The sequence below is a fragment of the Gillisia sp. Hel_I_86 genome (assembly GCF_007827275.1).
Taxonomy (GTDB): domain Bacteria; phylum Bacteroidota; class Bacteroidia; order Flavobacteriales; family Flavobacteriaceae; genus Gillisia.
The window spans coordinates 1,788,568-1,808,313 of sequence record NZ_VISE01000001.1 but is presented as its reverse complement, the minus strand read 5'-3'; the positions used below and the strand labels follow the sequence as shown (position 1 = coordinate 1,808,313).

At 36.6% G+C, this 19,746-nt stretch carries 20 protein-coding genes; 12 read left to right on the top strand and 8 right to left on the bottom strand.

Annotation, left to right across the window (positions count from 1 at the left end; genetic code table 11):
* The first annotated feature begins 66 nt into the window (after positions 1-66).
* On the top strand, positions 67-1,026 hold the full coding sequence (locus tag JM83_RS08060; protein WP_261376400.1) for an MBL fold metallo-hydrolase: 960 nt from the start codon (positions 67-69) through the stop codon (positions 1,024-1,026).
* A gap of 128 nt (positions 1,027-1,154) precedes the next feature.
* Positions 1,155-1,871: a TerC family protein gene (locus JM83_RS08055; protein WP_144961008.1), complete on the top strand. Its 717-nt coding sequence runs from the start codon at positions 1,155-1,157 to the stop codon at positions 1,869-1,871.
* Here JM83_RS08055 and JM83_RS08050 read toward each other — a convergent pair.
* The 6 genes from JM83_RS08050 to JM83_RS08025 all read right to left on the bottom strand — a co-directional run bounded on the left by JM83_RS08050 (position 1,868) and on the right by JM83_RS08025 (position 6,628).
* The gene (locus tag JM83_RS08050; RefSeq protein ID WP_144961006.1) at positions 1,868-2,449 is read right to left on the bottom strand and encodes a DUF1989 domain-containing protein; all 582 of its coding nucleotides are present in this window, start codon (positions 2,447-2,449) and stop codon (positions 1,868-1,870) included. The two genes, JM83_RS08055 and JM83_RS08050, sit on opposite strands and share 4 nt — an antisense overlap.
* The gene (locus JM83_RS08045; protein WP_144961004.1) at positions 2,442-3,050 is read right to left on the bottom strand and encodes an FMN-binding negative transcriptional regulator; all 609 of its coding nucleotides are present in this window, start codon (positions 3,048-3,050) and stop codon (positions 2,442-2,444) included. Before JM83_RS08045 ends, JM83_RS08050 begins: the two co-directional genes overlap by 8 nt.
* Before the next feature lie 3 nt (positions 3,051-3,053).
* Positions 3,054-3,761: a guanitoxin biosynthesis heme-dependent pre-guanitoxin N-hydroxylase GntA gene (gntA, locus tag JM83_RS08040; protein WP_144961002.1), complete on the bottom strand. Its 708-nt coding sequence runs from the start codon at positions 3,759-3,761 to the stop codon at positions 3,054-3,056.
* A 189-nt stretch (positions 3,762-3,950) separates the two neighbouring features.
* A complete protein-coding gene (locus JM83_RS08035; protein WP_144961000.1) occupies positions 3,951-4,472 on the bottom strand; it encodes a DUF421 domain-containing protein in 522 nt (173 codons plus the stop codon).
* A 75-nt stretch (positions 4,473-4,547) separates the two neighbouring features.
* The gene (locus tag JM83_RS08030) at positions 4,548-5,747 is read right to left on the bottom strand and encodes an NAD(P)/FAD-dependent oxidoreductase (protein ID WP_144960998.1); all 1,200 of its coding nucleotides are present in this window, start codon (positions 5,745-5,747) and stop codon (positions 4,548-4,550) included.
* A 32-nt stretch (positions 5,748-5,779) separates the two neighbouring features.
* The gene (locus tag JM83_RS08025; RefSeq protein WP_144960996.1) at positions 5,780-6,628 is read right to left on the bottom strand and encodes an SDR family oxidoreductase; all 849 of its coding nucleotides are present in this window, start codon (positions 6,626-6,628) and stop codon (positions 5,780-5,782) included.
* A gap of 274 nt (positions 6,629-6,902) precedes the next feature.
* Here JM83_RS08025 and JM83_RS08020 point away from each other — a divergent pair, with 274 nt between their 5' ends.
* Together JM83_RS08020 and JM83_RS08015 are read left to right on the top strand one after the other, a co-directional pair.
* Positions 6,903-7,616 (top strand): glycerophosphodiester phosphodiesterase, encoded by a 714-nt coding sequence (locus tag JM83_RS08020; protein WP_144960994.1) that lies wholly within the window; start codon positions 6,903-6,905, stop codon positions 7,614-7,616.
* Positions 7,617-7,686: 70 nt separating this feature from the next.
* Positions 7,687-8,901 (top strand): NAD(P)/FAD-dependent oxidoreductase, encoded by a 1,215-nt coding sequence (locus tag JM83_RS08015; protein ID WP_144960992.1) that lies wholly within the window; start codon positions 7,687-7,689, stop codon positions 8,899-8,901.
* A 6-nt stretch (positions 8,902-8,907) separates the two neighbouring features.
* Here the strand turns inward: JM83_RS08015 and JM83_RS08010 are convergent, their stop codons facing one another.
* Entirely contained in the window at positions 8,908-9,387 is a 480-nt protein-coding gene (locus tag JM83_RS08010) for a TspO/MBR family protein (protein WP_144960990.1), read from the bottom strand.
* Between the two features lie 101 nt (positions 9,388-9,488).
* Between JM83_RS08010 and JM83_RS08005 the strand changes: the two genes are divergently transcribed.
* The 8 genes from JM83_RS08005 to JM83_RS07970 all read left to right on the top strand — a co-directional run bounded on the left by JM83_RS08005 (position 9,489) and on the right by JM83_RS07970 (position 18,205).
* On the top strand, positions 9,489-10,580 hold the full coding sequence (locus tag JM83_RS08005; RefSeq protein ID WP_144960988.1) for a diphosphomevalonate/mevalonate 3,5-bisphosphate decarboxylase family protein: 1,092 nt from the start codon (positions 9,489-9,491) through the stop codon (positions 10,578-10,580).
* 72 nt (positions 10,581-10,652) lie between these two features.
* A complete protein-coding gene (locus JM83_RS08000) occupies positions 10,653-11,591 on the top strand; it encodes a mevalonate kinase (protein WP_144960986.1) in 939 nt (312 codons plus the stop codon).
* Positions 11,592-11,606: 15 nt separating this feature from the next.
* The gene (locus tag JM83_RS07995; protein WP_144960984.1) at positions 11,607-12,512 is read left to right on the top strand and encodes a geranylgeranylglycerol-phosphate geranylgeranyltransferase; all 906 of its coding nucleotides are present in this window, start codon (positions 11,607-11,609) and stop codon (positions 12,510-12,512) included.
* A 71-nt stretch (positions 12,513-12,583) separates the two neighbouring features.
* On the top strand, positions 12,584-13,447 hold the full coding sequence (locus JM83_RS07990) for a pseudouridine synthase (RefSeq protein WP_144960982.1): 864 nt from the start codon (positions 12,584-12,586) through the stop codon (positions 13,445-13,447).
* Positions 13,448-13,870: 423 nt separating this feature from the next.
* Positions 13,871-15,274 carry an arginine decarboxylase gene (locus JM83_RS07985; RefSeq protein WP_144960980.1) on the top strand — a complete coding sequence of 468 codons (1,404 nt, stop codon included), beginning with the start codon at positions 13,871-13,873 and terminating at the stop codon, positions 15,272-15,274.
* 155 nt (positions 15,275-15,429) lie between these two features.
* Positions 15,430-16,308, top strand: a complete 879-nt coding sequence (speB, locus tag JM83_RS07980) for an agmatinase (RefSeq protein WP_144960978.1) — start codon at positions 15,430-15,432, stop codon at positions 16,306-16,308.
* Positions 16,301-17,272 carry a deoxyhypusine synthase family protein gene (locus JM83_RS07975; RefSeq protein ID WP_144960976.1) on the top strand — a complete coding sequence of 324 codons (972 nt, stop codon included), beginning with the start codon at positions 16,301-16,303 and terminating at the stop codon, positions 17,270-17,272. Before speB ends, JM83_RS07975 begins: the two co-directional genes overlap by 8 nt.
* Positions 17,273-17,581: 309 nt before the next feature.
* Entirely contained in the window at positions 17,582-18,205 is a 624-nt protein-coding gene (locus JM83_RS07970) for a lipid-A-disaccharide synthase N-terminal domain-containing protein (RefSeq protein ID WP_144960974.1), read from the top strand.
* Here the strand turns inward: JM83_RS07970 and JM83_RS07965 are convergent.
* Positions 18,186-19,580 (bottom strand): mannosyltransferase, encoded by a 1,395-nt coding sequence (locus JM83_RS07965; protein WP_261376399.1) that lies wholly within the window; start codon positions 19,578-19,580, stop codon positions 18,186-18,188. The genes JM83_RS07970 and JM83_RS07965 overlap by 20 nt on opposite strands.
* Between the last annotated feature and the right edge of the window lie 166 nt (positions 19,581-19,746).

The following is a 19,746-nucleotide window of genomic DNA, read 5'->3' as shown; positions in this document are numbered from 1 at the left end:
TGAACACCCTAGGTTGACAAAAAAACCATGGTTTCCTGTCCAGAAAAAATAATTCTATATTTAAAGATGAAATTATTCCAATTATTCCTCATTTGTAGCCTTCTTAATTTTCCATTAAGTGCGCAAGAAAGAGAACCTGATATTGATACAGGAAAATTAACTGAAACGTCCCTTATTATTCTAGGGAATGTGCAAGATGCAGGATCCCCTCAAATTGCCTGTACAAAAGATTGCTGCAAAGGATTGTTTGAAAACCCCGATGAAAATAGAAAAGTGGTTTCTTTGGGATTAATTGACCCAAGCAGTAATAAAAAATACCTTTTTGAGGCTACTCCAGATATCACTTCCCAACTACGACTGCTTAAAAATTATACTTTAGGAAAATCTTCTGACGTTCCCAATGGAATTTTCCTGACCCATGCACATATTGGGCATTATACGGGACTGATGTTTTTGGGCAAAGAGGCACTTAATGCTTCGGATGTTCCTGTCTTTGCAATGCCAAAAATGAAAAGTTTTTTGGAAAATAATGGGCCTTGGAGTCAGTTAGTGATCAATAAAAATATTCTGATAAAAGAATTGCTTTCTGAACAAGAGGTTGTTTTAAGTGAAAACATAAAAGTGGTTCCATTTCATGTACCTCATCGGGATGAATATTCTGAAACGGTAGGCTACAAAATCATTGGTCCAAATAAAAAGGCGTTATTTATCCCAGATATCGATAAATGGGAGAAATGGGAGCACGATATTATTAAAGAAATCGCGAACGTAGACTATGCATTTCTGGACGCCACTTTTTTTGATGCTGCTGAAGTTAATAATCGTGATATCTCGGAAATTCCACATCCCTTTATTATAGAGAGCATGAAACTGTTTTCGGAATTGACTTCCGAAGAAAAGAACAAGATCTATTTTATTCATTTCAACCACACCAACCCAGCACTAAATCCGGAAAGTCCTCAAACAAAAGAAGTTATAGGGAATGGATTTCATATTGCCAGGATTAATGATGTTTTTGAACTTTAAAAAACAATTGCACGAGTACTACTACCATTATAAGGGAGTTATTTATAGTTTCTTTAGCTAAATCCACTTTCTAATCTCTCTAGATTTTTATTAATTTTCGGCCACACTAACAGCCAAAAAATATTCTGATGGAATTATTCTTACAAGCCGATACTTGGATCGCGCTACTTACCCTAACTTTTATGGAAATTGTTTTGGGGATAGATAACATTATTTTCATCTCGTTAGTTGCAAGTAAACTCCCAGAACATCAACAAAAGAAAGCACGCCTTGGCGGACTTTCAGCAGCACTTGTTATGAGGGTCTTGTTGCTATTAAGTATTACTTGGATTATAGGGCTTACAGAGCCTGTTCTCACTTTTGGAGATTTTGAACTGAGCTGGCGGGACATTATTCTAATTGGGGGTGGAATCTTTTTATTGGTAAAGAGCACCTTGGAAATTCATCATAAAGTGGAAGGGCAACATGAGGAACAAAATGTAAAAAACATTCGTTCTTTTGGATATGCGATCGTTCAAATAATGCTTTTGGATATCATTTTCTCTTTCGACTCTATCTTGACCGCCATTGGACTTACCGAGCAATTAATACTTATGATCATCGCTGTGGTGATCTCTATTATCGTAATGATGGTTTTTGCAAAAACCGTGGGGGATTTTGTGAACAAACATCCAACCATTCAAATTTTGGCCCTTTCCTTCCTTATTTTAATCGGGGTAATGCTTATTGTTGAAGGTGCACATTATCATGTTCCAAAGGGATATATCTATTTTGCAGTCTTCTTTTCCCTTTCTATAGAGATGTTGAATATGAGGTTTAGAAAGAAAAATGTGCCAAATATTTAATCTATAATTTCGTAATTAATCGGCTTAAAGCTGCCGTTGTTACTGTCTTCTGCAGAACATGCGGTTAGGGCAACTATCAAGTTCATTTCAGCTTTAAACAACACATAATCCCCGGCTTTGCTTAAAGGTGCATCTACACTCAATTTGCCATTGGCTGCAAATTGTACATTCATAAATATATTAAAGGCCGTTGGGATTTCGTCTGGGGTGATCCCAAAAGAAGCTAGATTTGTATAAAGATTTTCGAAACAACTCGGATGATATTCGGGGTTGTTATACATGATCTGAAATGTTTCCGGACTGCAAGGAGCTAATAGAAAATCGTTCCTCCCATTGGTGTCTTCCAATATTTTCATCATTTTCCTACTTCTATTGCTCCACAAAAAATCACCTTTGGTTATAAGAATGCTTTCTTCAAAATCCAAGGTTTTTCCTGAAGAAATTTTCTCGCGGGGATCTTCCAAGTTGAACAACACCATATCGCTGACTTGCTCTCCTTGTGGATCTATCACTTTTAGTTGTTGTCCTTTTTTTAGAACAAATGCGGCACCGGTTTGCTTTTCTATTACCTTAATCATGTTCTTTTTTTATGTCCTTGCTTAATTCCATTTCCATCGGGGTTCCGTGTTCCAAATGCTCAATAACTGCTGTAACATCCTGCTTTTTATAAGATTGATGTAATTTTGCCACAGCTTCTATTTTATAGGGTTCACACCAAAACCCTGTGATTAAAGGCAAATGCTCTTTTAGCATTGCCTTTGGGATTTCTTTATAAAAAAGTGGCTTTTCTTGCCCCCTTTCAAATTTATGAACCAATTTTTCCAAGGAACTTTCCAATTCTGCTGAAGTCTGCATCTTAACGTTCGCATTTATATGCACTGCCGAATAGTCCCACGTGCTTATATCCTTTTTCTTATACCAAGAAGAGGAAATATAGCCATGTACTCCTTGAAAAACGATTAATACTTCTGCTCCTTCTTTTAAAAAAGGAAGCATTTCATTAAAATTTGCGATATGGAAATACAACCTGAAATTTTGAGGTGCACCTTCAATAAGAACCGGGATATGTGTAGCCAATAAACGCTCACCCTGCACCAGAATGGTAGCGAACGGATGGTCTTCTATAAACTTATATAAATATTCTGGATCTTGTTTTTTGTATTTCTTGGGCTGGTACATGTACTACAATTTCCCTGAAAGAAACGGACATTCCCACTCTTTTCCAACTTTTTTGCCACTGTATTGTTTTGCTTCACTAGTTTCTCCAAAGTCCTTAAGCATAGGATTTATGCTCCCTTGTAGCTCCATATCCCGTTCCCTAATTTTATCCCTTACTTTCTCGTAGGTGTTCATTTCCCTAAGCTTTTCAAACTGCCAATGCAAATTGAAAGCCATTGCGGGATATGGGGATTGTCTCGCTATTCTGGAACTGTTTGGGTGCAAACCAACAATATAAAAAGCTTTGCCACCCAAACTAAAACTGAAATCTTTATGGGAAGGATCACTGCTCACAGTAGAATCCCAAGGATCTGTATCTACTTCACTAAGAAAATCAAGTTGTTTCCATAGGACGGTTTCAAATTGCTCTTCAGAAAACGAACTTCTTCCTTTAAAAACCGCTAGAAATGTTAAAAATTCATTCGATTCGAAGTCGTAATTTTCGATATATGTTTTCAAATCTTCCAGAATCTTTCTTGCTGTGTTTTTGGAACCAAAGTTCTCATAGGTATGAAAATCCACTTTGTCCATGCTAAATACAGTTTGTGCCATCATGCAAGGATGATCTTGCTCTAGGATAAAATCTGTAAACTGCTCTTTTATTTTCTTGTCATCAATATGGATTTCAGATTTGCGTTTTTTAGTCGAATTAAGTTCTATCTCAGAAGCCATTTTGCTTATTTTGCATAAATATATTTAGAACACAATTCAGCCAAAAGGGGTTTAAGACCAAATTCTGAAAAAATTAAAACTCTTTAACACCGCAATTCGAAATGGGTTAATTTTTAGCAGCAATACCATTAACAGGAATATAATTTATCGAAAATCCAGACATATATCCTACAGAAAGCACCTATCATTTTACTTTAAAATTCCCTCCATCAACCAATCTTCCAATTCCACGTTTTCATCTTTGGAATGCAAAACCGAAATATCCCCGGTAGCCTCAAAAACCACTGCACGAACCTGAGATAGCTCAAGTACATTCGCTTCTCTGAGTTTTGATCGTAAATCTGATTTGGTAACTCTTGCTTTCTTAAGGTTTTCATGTAAGATTTTAGTGCCGTCCATCAACAAAAGTGGCTTGTTATCAATAAGTTTTTCGATCCTTGAGGAGCGTCTTAATCTTGCAACAAAAATCTGCAAGAGATAAATCATCCCAAGACCAACCAAACCTTCTAATAAACTCACCGATTTGGAAAGCAAAGTACTGGCAAGTATAGAACCAATTGCAACGGTCATGGCAAAGTCGAAACTGGACATTTTGGAGAAACTCCGTTTTCCGGCCAACCGGGTAAAAATTATTACTGCAAAATAGATTGCAATAGCCGAAATACAAATAGCAACAACAGATGTCCAAGATGTTTCAAACCATTTTTCCATATTTTTTATATCTGTTTAGTTTTTCAATATATCGATTAAAAATTTATAAAATAGAAAACTTACATATAGATAGGGTTATCTTCCAAACTTGTAATATTCTAAATATGGATGGGGGGTTTTATGCAAAGAATTCAAGATTGCATCCATACCCATTACACTAAACATGATTCCGTTTCCGCCAAAACCCAGAACATAATGTTTATTTTTATCGAGATCCGGTTTTCCTAAATAAGGGAGGCCATCTTTGGTTTCTCCAAAAGTCCCTGCCCAAGAATAATCCAATTCAAAAGAAATATCTGGGAAACATTTATTAAATGCCTTTGTAAGGTTTTTCTCTTTCTTCGGAAGAAGGGCATCTCTTTTTTTTGCGTTTTTAAAATTCTCATCACCCCCACCCATTATAATTCGCCCATCCTTCGTGCCCCGAAAATAGAGGTAAGGCTCGGAGGTGTTCCAATAGATATGGTCTTTAAATGCTTTGGGTATTTTCCGAAACGCTTCGGAAGCCAAGGCATAGGTACTTTTTAAATCTACAATATCTTCCTTAAGGGTTTCTACACTTTCATAGCCCGTACAATAAACAAGGTGCTGCACCTCTATTTTAAAACCGCTTTTAGTGATCGCACTTAGACTTTCATTTTCTTCTTTAACAGATTCCAATTCTGTTCTGTCAAATATCGTCAATCCCTTTTCTGAACAGTATTCCAGAAGGTCGCCGGCGAATTTATAGGTATCCATTACAGCTGCAGATTCCGATTCTATGCCTGCTTCAGCTATTAAACCGAGTTTTTGCAACTTTTCTTTGTCCAACCATTTAACCTTAAAGCCGTGTTGCTTTCTGGCTTCAAATTCCTTTTCAAGAAAATCCACATCCTTTTTAGTGCTGCTGAAATAAACGCTTTTTTTGAATTCAAACTGGCAATCGCTTTTTATTTCACCTACTATTTTCTTAAGATCGAAAATTGCCTTTTCACAATTCTGGTAACTGGCCACCGCACAAGTTAGCCCGCGTTGTTCTATCAATTCATGGAGAGGTGCATCAATTTCGTATTGTAGCATCGCTGTGCTGGCAGCACTGCTCCCATTGCACACATCTCTCCTATCTATTAATACAACTTTCTTTCCCTCTTTAATGAGCTTATATGCAATTAATGCACCTGTAATTCCTCCCCCCACAATTAAAACCTCTGCTGACATATCTTCCTTTAAAGAAGAATAGCTATTGGTAAGGGCATTTTTAATAAGCCAGTAAGGTTCATTGGATCTTATATCCATAAGTTCTTTTGTTATCCATATAATATAATTTTTTAGCCACCAACAATTTCTCCCCCATTTATATGAATGACTTGCCCGGTAACATAACTGCTATCCTCACTCGCTAGGTACACAAACGCAGGTGCCACTTCACTTGGTTGCCCTGCCCTCCCTAACGGGGTATCCTGACCAAAATCTGAAACATCATCAAAAGTAGATGGAATCAAGGGCGTCCATATAGGGCCCGGAGCTACTGCATTTACCCGAATGCCTTTTTCTGCCAACATCTTGGAAAGGGATCTTGTAAAACTTACAATGGCTCCTTTTGTGCTGGAATAATCCAACAAATGCTCACTGCCGCGGTATGCTGTTACCGAAGTTGTATTGATTATGGTATCTCCCTTCTTTAAATGCTGCATTGCTTCTTTTACCACATAAAAATACGGATAGATATTGGTCTCAAAAGTTTTATGAAGTTGGGTTGTACTAATTTCTTCAATACTATCTTTAGGATTTTGATATGCTGCATTGTTAACTAGAATATCCAGGCTTTCAAATTCTTGAAGGCATTTTGGAATCAAGGATTTACAGAAATTTTCGTCTTTAAGGTCTCCTTCCACGATAAGGCATTCCTGGCCTTCCTCCTTTACCATTTTCATGGTTTCCAAGGCATCTTCGTCTTCTTTTAAATATACAATTACAATATTCGCGCCTTCCCTTGCAAAATGAACGGCTACACTTCGCCCTATTCCACTGTCTCCTCCTGTTATTAAAGCGGTTTTGTTCTGAAGTTTTTCACTGCCTCTATAGCCTTTCCGGATGATCTCTGGCTGTGGATCCATTTTATATTCAGATCCTGGTTTACCCTGAGTTTGATTTACAAATTTCTTTGGTTTCTCCATCTTTTAAATTTTTTAATGTATATCCGTTTTTTGTCCTAACAGTTCTTTCGTCACCCTTAATTTATTTCAGGGTCTCAATATTGCATTGGTTTACAATGAAATGAGATTCTGAAACTCCCGAAGTGTCCGGACAGAATGACGTCCCTGTTCAGTTTAGGATACTTTACGGACAAACGAATTCTTTATAATTTGTTGTGAAGTTATAAAGCAACTCATTAAAAAAAATGTTAAGCAGTATTAAGACTTTCTAAACAAGTAGATATATATTTGAAAAATGAATCCTATCTATAAAATTGGTCATCGGGGCGCGAAAGGCCATATCACAGAAAATACGCTGGAAAGCATCAATCTCGCCTTGGAAATGGGCGTAGATGGAATTGAAATAGATGTACACGTATGTGCTTCGGGAGAATTGGTGGTATTTCATGATTTCGCCCTAGATAGGTTAACCGATGGTTCTGGAGAAGTTACTGTCAAGACCTATGGGCAACTTCAGCAATTAAAACTTAAAGGAGGTTATAAAATCCCTTTATTAACCGAAGTACTGGATCTTATTGAAGGCAAATGCTCTGTCAATATAGAGCTTAAAGGCTTGCATACGGCAAAACCAACCTGTGCTATTATTTCCAAGTATATAAATAAAGGTTGGGACTACAATAGTATTTTGGTGTCCAGTTTTCAGGAGAATGAATTGCTGGAAGCAAAAAAAATAAATGCAAATATCCTCATTGCCGTTTTAAGTAAGGCCAGTGTAGAGGAAGCTATAGAATGGGCAAAGATCTTGAATGCCACTGCCATCCATCCTTCTTTGGGAATTATCACCCGGCAAAGTGTTATAGATGCCCATAATAAAGGTTTCAATGTAAATGTCTGGACGGTGAATGAGCCTGAAGATATTGCCAGAATGATAGAGTTTGGGGTAGATGGAATAATTTCAGACTATCCCGACAGGCTTATTTCAATAATAGGGGAATCTTTAGAGGAGTAAACCATAAATTCATATTGCTAAAAATACTACCCTGAAAACCGCTACCTTTGCGCTTTCAATTTTTTTCTGAATGAAGCATGATATAATAGTTATTGGGGGTGGGGCAGCAGGATTTTTTGCAGCCATCAATGCTGCGGAATTCAATCCTCATGCAAGTATACTTATTCTCGAAAGAGGGAAAGAAGTACTCACCAAAGTGCGCATTTCGGGAGGTGGAAGATGTAATGTGACCCATGCCGAATTCACTCCAAGCGAACTGATAAAAAAGTATCCTAGAGGAGAAAAAGAGCTCCGCGGTCCTTTTCACAATTTTATGACGGGAGATACCATTGCCTGGTTTGAAGAACGTGGTATTGAACTAAAAATTGAAGAAGACGGCCGCATGTTTCCCGTTTCGGATTCTTCGGAAACCATTATCATTTGTTTTCTTTCTGAAACCCAGCGTTTAGGTATTAAAATCCTTAAAAATCATGCTGTACAAAATATAACTTCTGAAAATGGGCAATGGTTTATAAATACCAATAAAGGGGGTTTTTCTGCTGAAAAAATTCTTGTAGCCACCGGAAGCAATCCAAAAATTTGGAAATTATTGGAAAGTTTAGGACATCAAATGGAAACCGCAGTTCCATCATTATTTACATTCAACATAAAAGATGATCGAATTACAGACCTGCCTGGCGTAGCAACCTTTGCCTCGGTAAAAATTCCTGAGATAAATATGGAAGACGAAGGCCCGCTATTAATAACTCATTGGGGTTTAAGTGGCCCTGCGATCTTAAAACTTTCGGCCTGGGGCGCCCGAGAGCTTCATGATCTCAATTACAAATTTAAGATTCAGGTGAATTGGCTTGGGCAGCAAAATTCAGAAGAAATTTCAGGGCAACTTTTAGGACTCAAATTAAAACATGCCAAGCAACAGCTTTCAAAATACGCACAATTCGAACTACCAAAACGCTTATGGAAAAACTTGGTGCTAGCTTCAGGAATTTCGGAAACGGCTATTTGGGCAGATATCAATAAAAAACAATTAGTTGTGCTTAGTGAGCAACTTACAAAATCGGAATTCTCTGTAGATGGAAAAAGCACTTTTAAAGAAGAGTTTGTAACGGCTGGCGGCATTAAGCTCAATGAAGTGAATTTTAAAACATTCGAGAGCAAGCTTTATAAAAATTTATATTTCGCCGGAGAAGTATTGAATATAGATGCCATTACAGGCGGATTCAATTTTCAAAATGCGTGGACTGGCGGATACTTAGCTGCCAAAGCGATGACGACTTTACAATAAAAAACATCACAAATTCAGTCGCCAGATTTCAAAATTCAAGATTGCTGCAAAAATCACCCAAAAAGCATAGGGAACCAATAAATAAGCTGCAGCATTGTTTACTATTTTAAACCATTTTATGGTAAAAAGTAGAACAATAAAAAGCGCTATTATATCCAATAATGCCCAAAAAGGCTCTTGCAGTCCAAAGAAAAGTAAGGACCAAGCAGCATTCAACAAAAGTTGAAAACCAAAATGATAAAGTGCTGTCTTTACCCATTTGTGATAAAAACCTTTACTCCACACTATTCCAGCTGCAATTCCCATTAAGATATAAAGCAGCGTCCATACAGGCCCAAATATCCAGTTTGGCGGATTAAAACTCGGTTTATTAAGTTGCACATACCAATCTCCAATACTGGCTTGGGTGGCCAGAGATCCCAAAAACCCAATAAACAAGCAAGCACCCAGCGCAAAAGAAATCCGGATAAAGAGTTTAGTGGTCATAGTATTCGGTTGGTTTAAGACCCTAAAATAGGGAATTATTCGAAAACCCAAGTTATTATCTCTTAACTAAAAAAGTATATTTGTGTAAAATTTTTAGGAGTATGCAAGCACAAGATTTTATACCACAATCTAAACTAGGGACAATTGACACCGGTAAAGTTGCTTGGCAATCACCTAGCAACATTGCCTTGGTTAAATATTGGGGTAAAAAAGAAAATCAGATTCCTGCAAATCCTTCGATCAGTTTTACGCTGAACAACTGTAAAACAACAACCAGCTTAGAATGTACCCGAAAAAAAGATTCTGAAAATAAAGGTGATTTTTTTGATTTCGAATTTTATTTCGAAGGCAAAAAAAAGGAAGATTTTAAACCAAAAATCTATACCTTCTTTGAAAGAATAGAGAAATATTGCCCTTATCTAAAGGAATACAAATTCACTATACATTCGAAAAATTCCTTTCCCCATAGTAGCGGAATTGCTTCTTCAGCAAGCGGAATGAGTGCTTTGGCATTAAGTATTGTGAGCATTGAAAAGGAGTTGAATCCCACAATGAGCGATGCACATTTCTATCGAAAAGCTTCATTTCTTGCCCGTTTAGGCTCTGGAAGCGCCTGCAGAAGCATACAGGGAAAACTGGTTGTTTGGGGAGAACACGCGGAAATTGAAGGAAGTTCAAATCTTTATGGCGTAGAATATCCAAACGAAGTTCATCAGGTTTTTGAAAACTATCAAGACACCATTTTATTGGTAGATAAAGGGGAGAAAAAGGTAAGTAGTAGTGTGGGACATGATTTAATGCACAACCATCCTTTTGCAGAAGAGCGTTTTAAACAAGCTCATAGGAATTTAACTGCCCTAAGGGCTATTTTTTCATCTGGAAACCTGAATGAATTTATAGAAATTGTGGAAAATGAAGCCTTAACCTTGCATGCAATGATGATGAGCAGTAACCCATATTTCATCTTAATGAAGCCCAATACACTGGAAATCATCAATAAAATATGGGCTTTTAGAGAAGCAACCGGATTACCCATTTGTTTCACTTTAGACGCTGGAGCGAATGTGCATGTGTTGTATCCAGAAAAAAATAAAATCGAGATTTTTCAATTTATTGAAAATGAACTGCTTACATATTGTGATAAAAATCAATTTATATCTGACAGTGTAGGTTTCGGTTCAATAAGATTGTAATTTTAATTGATTATATTTGCCTCAAAACCTACTGTTTAGGATTCTTTTTGAATTCAGAATATTTATATGCTTATGAAAGGACCATTATTTTATTCCAAGATCTTGCTTTTCGGAGAATACGGGATCATTAAAGATTCCAAAGGTTTATCTATACCCTATAATTTTTACAATGGTGCTTTAAAGGTGGATGAAAATCCTTCGGAAGAAGCAATAGAATCCAATAAAAGCTTGGTGCGTTTTGCCAAATATCTAAGAGAATTGGAAAATTCCAATCCTTCCTTAGTTCATTTCAATTTAGAAGAATTAAATAAGGATATCGCAAAAGGGATGTATTTTGACTCCACGATCCCTCAAGGATATGGGGTTGGGAGTAGTGGTGCCTTGGTTGCAGCGATATATGATGAATATGCCAATAACAAGATCACGGTTTTAGAAAACCTGACCAGGGAAAAGCTTTTAAAGTTGAAAAAAATATTCGGGGAAATGGAATCTTTTTTCCATGGTAAATCTTCTGGGCTAGATCCTTTAAACAGCTATTTGAGTATTCCTATTTTAATAAACTCCAAAGATAATATAGAGCCTGCCGGAATTCCATCTCAAACCGAAAATGGAAAAGGTGCCGTCTTTTTATTGGATAGTGGTTCTATAGGTGAAACTGCGCCCATGGTGCAGATTTTTATGGAAAACATGAAGCAGGAGCCATTTAGAAAAATGGTAAAAGATCAGTTTGTAAAACATACCGATGCTTGTGTAGACGATTTTTTACAAGGAGATATCAAATCTTTGTTCGGGAATATCAAGAAACTTTCCCACGTTGTTTTAGACAATTTTAAACCAATGATCCCTACCCAGTTCCATAAACTTTGGAAACAAGGGATTGAGACCAACGATTATTACTTAAAACTTTGTGGTTCTGGTGGTGGTGGCTATATTTTAGGTTTTACCGAGGATATAGAGAAGGCTAAAAAATCTTTAAAAGATTATAATTTAGAAGTGGTTTACAACTTCTAAAATTTCCTAAACTACATGGCGTCTGCTAAAAACAAACGATTACTGCTTAAGATGTTGAGCTTGTTTTCGGTAGTACGAGGCTACAATATTCTCATCCTTGTATTTGCACAATATCTTACTGCTGCTTTTATATTAGCTCCAGACCTGCCGCTTAGGGATGTTTTTTTCGATCCAAATTTATTTTTTCTAATTCTTTCTTCAGCCACTGTAATCGCTTCTGGATATATCATCAATAATTTTTACGACAGTGAGAAAGATTTGATAAACAGGCCTAAAAAAACGATGCTGGACAGGCTTATTAGTCAGCGCACCAAACTCTCGGTATATTTTATCCTGAATTTTGCTGCGATCTTTTTTGCCAGTTATGTGTCTTTTAGGGCAGTGGTCTTTTTTTCTATCTACATTTTCACGATCTGGCTATACTCACATAGGATCAAAAAAATCCTTTTTCTTGGCAATATCATGGCAAGTATTTTGGCCATCACCCCATTTTTTGTAGTATTTATTTATTATAAAAATTTCGAGACCGTTATTTTTATCCATGCCACCTTCCTTTTCATCATGATCGCCATGCGCGAACTGGTAAAGGATTTGGAGAATCTAAAAGGAGACCTTATTCAGGATTATAAAACAATCCCGGTAGTATATGGTGAAAAATGGAGCAAATTCTTTCTTTCTGTACTCACTGTACTGGCTGTTATCCCCATCTTGCTCTTAACAACAAGGTTCGATACCGGCTTAATGGATTACTATTTTTACACTTCTTTGCTCCTGCTTATTTTCTTCTTATTATTTCTATATTTCAGCAATGCAAAATGGCAATATCTTTTATTGCATAATATTTTGAAACTGATTATTGTAGCTGGGGTTTTTAGTATTCTACTTATAGATTACAAAGAAGTATTTAGCCGGGTATTTTGAGATGTTAAATCTTTGAGTTTTAAAATCTAAAAGCAAAGATATATCTAGTATCTTTGCAAAAAATTAGCGATATGAGCAGGAATGATAATTCTTCAGGAAAAAAATTTAGTGGAAGACAAGGTGGTGGGCCAAAGAAAAAATCTATGGCTAGAGGGAACGCTCCTGTAAAGAAAGATACTGCTCCAAAAAGTGCTCCTAAAGGTGCAGCTAAAACTGGTCCTAAGCCAGAAGGAATTAGACTTAACAAATATATCTCCAATTCTGGTGCTTGTTCCCGCAGGGATGCAGACATTTATATTGCTGCAGGAAATGTAACCGTAAACGACAAGATAGTTACAGAAATGGGATATCGTGTAAAACCTACCGAAGAAGTGAAATTTGATGGGAGACGGGTTGTTCCGGAAATGCCGGAATACATTTTATTGAACAAACCAAAGGGCTTCTTTACAACTGGCAGTTTAGAAAAAGGTTCCAGAACCGTAATGGATCTAATTGCCAATGCTACCAGAGCCAAGGTTGTTCCTGTTGGAAAACTAGACCGTCAAGCAACTGGTCTTTTATTATTTACCAATGACGGGGCTCTGGAGAAACAACTTGGAAAACCAAAGAACGGAATTAGACAAATCTACCACTTAGAACTTAGCAAGCCTATTTCTTTCGAAGAATTGAAAAGAATAGAAGACGGGGTTACCTTGGAAGATGGGAAAGTGAAAGTGCAAGAGGTAAGTTATATAGATAACAGGCCTAAGAATGAGCTGGGAATAGAAACCAATAGTATCAAACCACACGTAATCCAACGTCTGTTTAAAAGTTTAGGTTTTGAGGTAGAAAAACTGGATAGAGTAACCTTTGGCGGACTAACTAAAAAGGATCTCCCAAGAGGAAATTACAGGACCCTTACCAAGCAAGAGATCATAAATATAAAAATGCTTTAAGAGTAACTTAAAAATGTAATTTCGAATAACATTTTTTATACATTTGTTTGACTAATAAGTGAATTGCATTTTAAAAATTCATTTTTAGTAACAAGTAAAGGGGCTATTTTTAGAATTAGGAATAAATAATCTCTGGGCATAGCCAGGGGTCTGAATTAAATAATCCTTTTAAAAATCCGAGGCATGCCTCGGGGAATTAAACCCTCAATGAGGGATTAAATAAACTCAATTGATAACGTTGATGTTGTTTTTAAGTGAAGACCTTGATCTTCAAGTTTTTAATTCAGCCTTCGGCTCGAAAGATTTCGACGCGCTTACATTTAGCGACTTCCCTTCAATTTATCTTAACAATAATTTACAAGTCAATCCTTTTGACAGTATTATTTAATTTCTAAATTTTAACCTAACAATTAAAACACAGCATTGAATACAAAATATCGCGATTTAATAGAGCAAACCTTTTATTTTCCACAGGAAGAATTTAAACTAGAAGATGATGAGCTGCAATTTCATGGTATAGATCTTATGAAATTGGTAGCGCAGTACGGCGCACCACTTAAGTTCACCTATCTTCCAAAGATTTCGGAGAATATAAATAGGGCAAAAGATTGGTTTAAAAATGCCATTGAAGAACACGATTATAAAGGAAAATATAATTATTGCTACTGCACGAAAAGCTCACATTTCGAGCACGTTTTAAACGAGGCTTTAAATAATGATATCCATATTGAAACCTCTTCTGCATTTGATATCAATATTGTTCAAAAATTAAAGAAATCGGGAAAGCTCTCTAAAGACGCTTATGTAATATGTAATGGTTTTAAAAGAGATCAATACATCAGTAATATTGCAGATCTTTTGAATGAGGGTCATAAGAATTGCATTCCTATAATAGATAATTACGAGGAAATCGATCTTCTTTCAGAAAAGATAAACGATCCTTATAAAATTGGAATTAGGATCGCTTCTGAAGAAGAGCCAAAATTCGAATTTTACACCTCTAGATTGGGGATTGGATATAAGAACATCGTTCCTTTTTTCAATAAAAAAGTAAAAGATAATCCCCAAGTAGAGCTTAAAATGCTTCACTTTTTTATCAATACGGGGATTCGGGATACGGCATATTACTGGAACGAGCTAAACAAGTGTTTAAAGGTGTATATCAATTTAAAAAAGGTATGTCCTACACTAGATAGTTTAAATATTGGCGGCGGATTTCCAATTAAAAATTCGCTTGCTTTTGAATATGATTACCAATATATGGTTTCAGAGATCATCAACCAGATCAAACTTACATGTGAAGAATATGAGGTAGAAGTGCCTAATATTTTTACCGAATTTGGATCGTTTACCGTTGGTGAAAGTGGAGGGGCAATTTATGAGATCCTTTACCAAAAGCAACAAAACGATCGTGAGAAATGGAACATGATAAATTCCTCTTTCATCACCACGCTTCCTGATACTTGGGCCATAAGCAAGAAATTTGTAATGTTGCCTATAAATAGGTGGAACGATGAATATGAGCGTATTTTGTTAGGTGGCCTTACTTGCGATAGTGACGATTATTACAATTCTGAACAAAATACCAATGCGATCTATCTTCCGAAGTATAAAAAAGAAAAACCACTTTACATAGGTTTCTTTAATACAGGTGCTTATCAAGAAAGTATTGGTGGATTTGGTGGATTGCAACACTGTTTGATCCCGCAACCAAAACATATCTTAATAGATAGGGAAGAAGATGGGACCTTAACCACCAAAGTATTTAGTGAACAGCAGAACGCCGAAGATCTTTTGCATATCTTGGGCTACGATAGAAACAAATAGCTTTAAAAAAATTTATAACTTTAACCACTGCAAATCAATAACTTATGGAAAGACCACGAGGTATGGATTTGGAAATAATTTAAAAAATTCGAGGCAAGCCTCGGGGAACTAAACCCTCCATGAGGGAGTCAACTTAAAACTTTTAAAATCAAGCAATGAGCAAAAAGAATTACGCCGGGATACCAGAAAAATATGCACGCCTAGACGATGCGCAAGTGGTATTGATCCCTGTTCCATATGATGGAACAAGCTCCTGGCAAAAAGGCGCAGATAAAGGACCAGATGCTTTTTTGGAAGCTTCAGAAAATATGGAACTTTTCGACATTGAGACCCGTACAGAAGTTTACAGAAAAGGGATTTACTTGGCCCCGCCGGTAACAGAAAATTCTTCCCCAGAGAAAATGGTGGAAGCTGTTCACAAAACCACCAAAAATTACATCAACCAAGAAAAATTTGTGACCATTTTTGGAGGAGAACATTCTATAAGTATTGGTACCATTCGTGCCTTTAACGAAGCATTTCCAGATCTTACCGTGGTGCAACTAGATGCTCACGCAGATCTAAGACCGGAATATGAAGGTTCTAAATGCAATCATGCTTGTGCACTTCACGAAGCCAGTAAAACCACCAACCTTGTTCAGGTTGGAATTCGATCTATGGATGTTTCAGAATTGGAGCACATGGACGAAAACCAAGTGTATTTTGGCGATGATTTATATGAAAACTGGACAGAGGATGCTATTGGCCAAATGACGCCAAATGTATTTATTACGATAGATTTGGATGCTTTTGATCCTTCTATTATGCCATCTACAGGAACTCCGGAACCGGGTGGATTACTTTGGTATGAAACCTTGGAATTCCTTAAAATGATCTTTAAAAAGAAAAATGTAGTAGGATTCGATATTGTAGAACTTTGTCCAAACGATGTGGATAAATCTTCAGATTTCCTTGCTGCAAAATTATACTATAAAATGTTGAGCTATAAGTTCAAATATTCAAATCATAACCCAGACGAAGACGAAGATGAGTAAAGGAGCGATTTCCGAATTTATTAAGAAGTACTATTTACATTTTAATGCCGCTGCGCTTGTTGATGCTGCTGAAGGGTATGAAAAGCAGTTGGCACAAGGTTCCAAAATGTTGGTTTCCCTTGCGGGTGCCATGAGTACTGCCGAAATAGGAAAGATATTTGCAGAGATGATCCGTCAGGATAAATTGCAAATAATTTCTTGTACAGGAGCAAACTTAGAGGAAGATGTTATGAATTTGGTTGCGCATTCTCATTATAAGAGAGTGCCAAATTATAGAGACCTTACGCCTCAAGACGAATGGGATCTTTTAGAAAAAGGTTTGAACAGGGTTACAGATACCTGTATTCCAGAAGAAGAAGCATTTAGAAGAATCCAAGAACATATCGTGAAGATCTGGAAAGATGCTGAAGCTGCCGGAGAACGCTATTTCCCACATGAATACATGTACAAGCTTTTACTTTCCGGAGTATTGGAAGAGTACTATGAAATAGACATCAAGGATTCTTGGATGTATGCTGCTGCAAAAGCGAATCTTCCAATAGTGGTTCCGGGATGGGAAGATAGTACCATGGGGAACATCTTTGCTTCTTACGTTTTAAAAGGCGAATTAAAGGCGAGTACCGTGAAATCTGGGATTGAATACATGACTTTCCTAGCCGATTGGTATACCGAAAATTCTAAGGAAGGAATTGGTTTCTTCCAGATTGGTGGAGGTATTGCGGGAGATTTCCCAATATGCGTGGTGCCAATGTTGTATCAAGATATGGAACGTACAGACACTCCCTTTTGGAATTATTTCTGCCAGATCTCGGATTCCACAACCAGTTATGGATCTTATTCCGGAGCAGTTCCAAATGAAAAGATCACTTGGGGAAAATTGGACATCAATACCCCTAAATTTATTATTGAAAGTGATGCGACTATTGTTGCTCCCTTAATATTTGCTTATTTATTAGATATGTAAATTAGTGTTAAAAAATATTTAAGCTACTTATTGGAAGTTGCGTCCACCCGGAAGATTATTTTTGAAGAACTAATTAATTCTTTTGCTTGTCAGTAAAGATCCTAAACTGAAAAAAGACGTCATTCTGAACTTGTTTCAGAATCTCTCTACAATATAAATCAATACAATATTGAGACCCTGAAATAAATTCAGGATGACGAAAGAACTATTAGGACAAAAAATGGATATACATTTAATTCTTCATTATTTCTGGCGACCATCTTTTAATAAGCAGTTTTTTATTTAAGCATATTTACATAAAACACGATAATGAGCAGTTGGGTTATTTACAGTATTGGATTTTTGGCGCAATTGCTTTTCTCTACACGGCTAATCACACAGTGGTTTCTTTCTGAAAAAGCCAAGAAAGTTAAAACCCCAACTGTTTATTGGAAACTGAGTTTATTAGCTGCTTTATTACTTTTTATCTACGGATATCTTAGAAATGATCTTCCCATAATGATTGGCCAGGTATTGATATACGGTGTTTATTTCAGGAATTTAAAACTTCAGCATGAGTGGAAAAGCTCCAGGTTGATCTTTAAGATCACAGTTTTTCTTGCTCCTATTCTTATTGCTAGCTATTTGCTTTTATTTAGCCAGAAACAAAAGAGCGATTTTCTTCAAAATGAAGATATAGCCATGTGGCTGATTATTTTAGGGGTTATTGGACAACTGGTTTACACCTGTAGGTTTATATATCAATGGATCTATTCTGAAAAATATAAAAAATCCAGTTTGCCTAAAGGCTTTTGGATTTTGAGCCTTAGTGGTTCTGCGCTTATTTTCACATATGCTATTTTTAGAAAGGATCCGGTTTTATTGGCCGCCCACTTTTTTGGTGCCATCGTTTATATTAGGAATTTATTCTTGATCAAGAAGAACAACGATTAAATAATTTTCCATTTTTTCTGCGGAAAAGTTCCCACACTAACATCATAAAAACAAGAATATATTCAATTGCTACCAACCATAAGTTTTCTTGAAATCCGTTTGTCGTGTATGCAGCATAACTCAAAATCACCACAAAAGTCCAGACCAAAAGGTACCTATATTTGGTAAATATTGAAAGAATTAAGGGTGTTGCCAGATACCAGGGATGTACCGTGGTAGAAAGAAACAAATAAGCGGTAAAACCAAAAAGCATGGCAGAAAGCAATTTTTCAAAATAATTGTTTTTTCTGAAGAACGATAAACCTGCCAATATCCCGATGGTGACCAATGGGAGCGCTTTTCCCGCAGTTTCTATAATGTTATACCCCTTTGCCTGAAATCCGAGCCAACGAACGATATAATAGATACTGGCGTTAAATTCGAATTTCTGAAACCAAAGGCTGATCGTTGCCATAAAATTTTCAATAAATGCTGAAGATAGAATAGGTAAGAAACCCAATACTACAGTAATTCCAACAATTAAATAGAATCCCAACAACTTGGCTAGCCCTAGTTTAGATTCCTTTTCAACTTCATGAGTATTCTCTTTTTTATAGATAAAATATCCAAAGAATAGTGGCAAAAACATCAGCGGGACCAATTTCAGAAGCACAGAGCAGGCGAAGATGATCGCGCTCCCGATCCATTTTTTTTGCTGAAGTAAATACAAACTCCAAACTAAAAAGAAAACCATCACCCCTTCAAAATGAAGGTTTCCGGTGAGTTCTATAATTATGAAAGGATTTAGGAGATATAGAAATATCCTGGATTCCGGTAACTCGAGATTCACCAGCAGTTTTCTTCCGAAGTATAGCACACCGATATCTGCTGTAATAATAAGCATCCTTAAAGCTATAACCGAACCTAGGATGCTCTTTCCTGACAGAACTCCTGCTATCGCAAATAACAACTGGTTTAATGGGGGATAATTTGTGTAATGACTCGCATTAAGCGCCCCCATGCCATTAAACAGTTCTCTAGCTTGCGCAATTGGAGCCGTTCCCAGCTCGATTAAATTTTCCGGCAAGTATAAATACGGATTAAAACCAGCGGCGATCATTCTCCCATCCCATAGAAATCGGTAGAAATCTTGTGAGAGATTGGGGATTGCACTTATGAAAAGCAATCTAAACAATAGCATCGCACCGGCAAGAAACCAAAAATTTACTTTTTCAATAGTATAAAGTTTCCAACTTAAATAGAAAGCTCCCGAGTAAATTCCGATAAGTTTAAAAAAATCAGAGCGTTCCAAGTCGTAAGCGAAAGAAAAGTAAAATACCGCAGTAGTTACAATAAGCAAAAACGACATTTTGTGCAGCTGGAAAAAATTCTTCATTCAGGAATTATAATTCTTTAAAGTAACGGAATTTTTAGGTTCTGAAACAAGTTCAGAATGACGTGACTTGGGTTTTGTATGTCACATCGAGCGGAGTCGAGATGCTTCGACAGGCTCAGCATGACATTGATGTTCGATTGTCATCCCAACGGGAGGAGGGATCTCT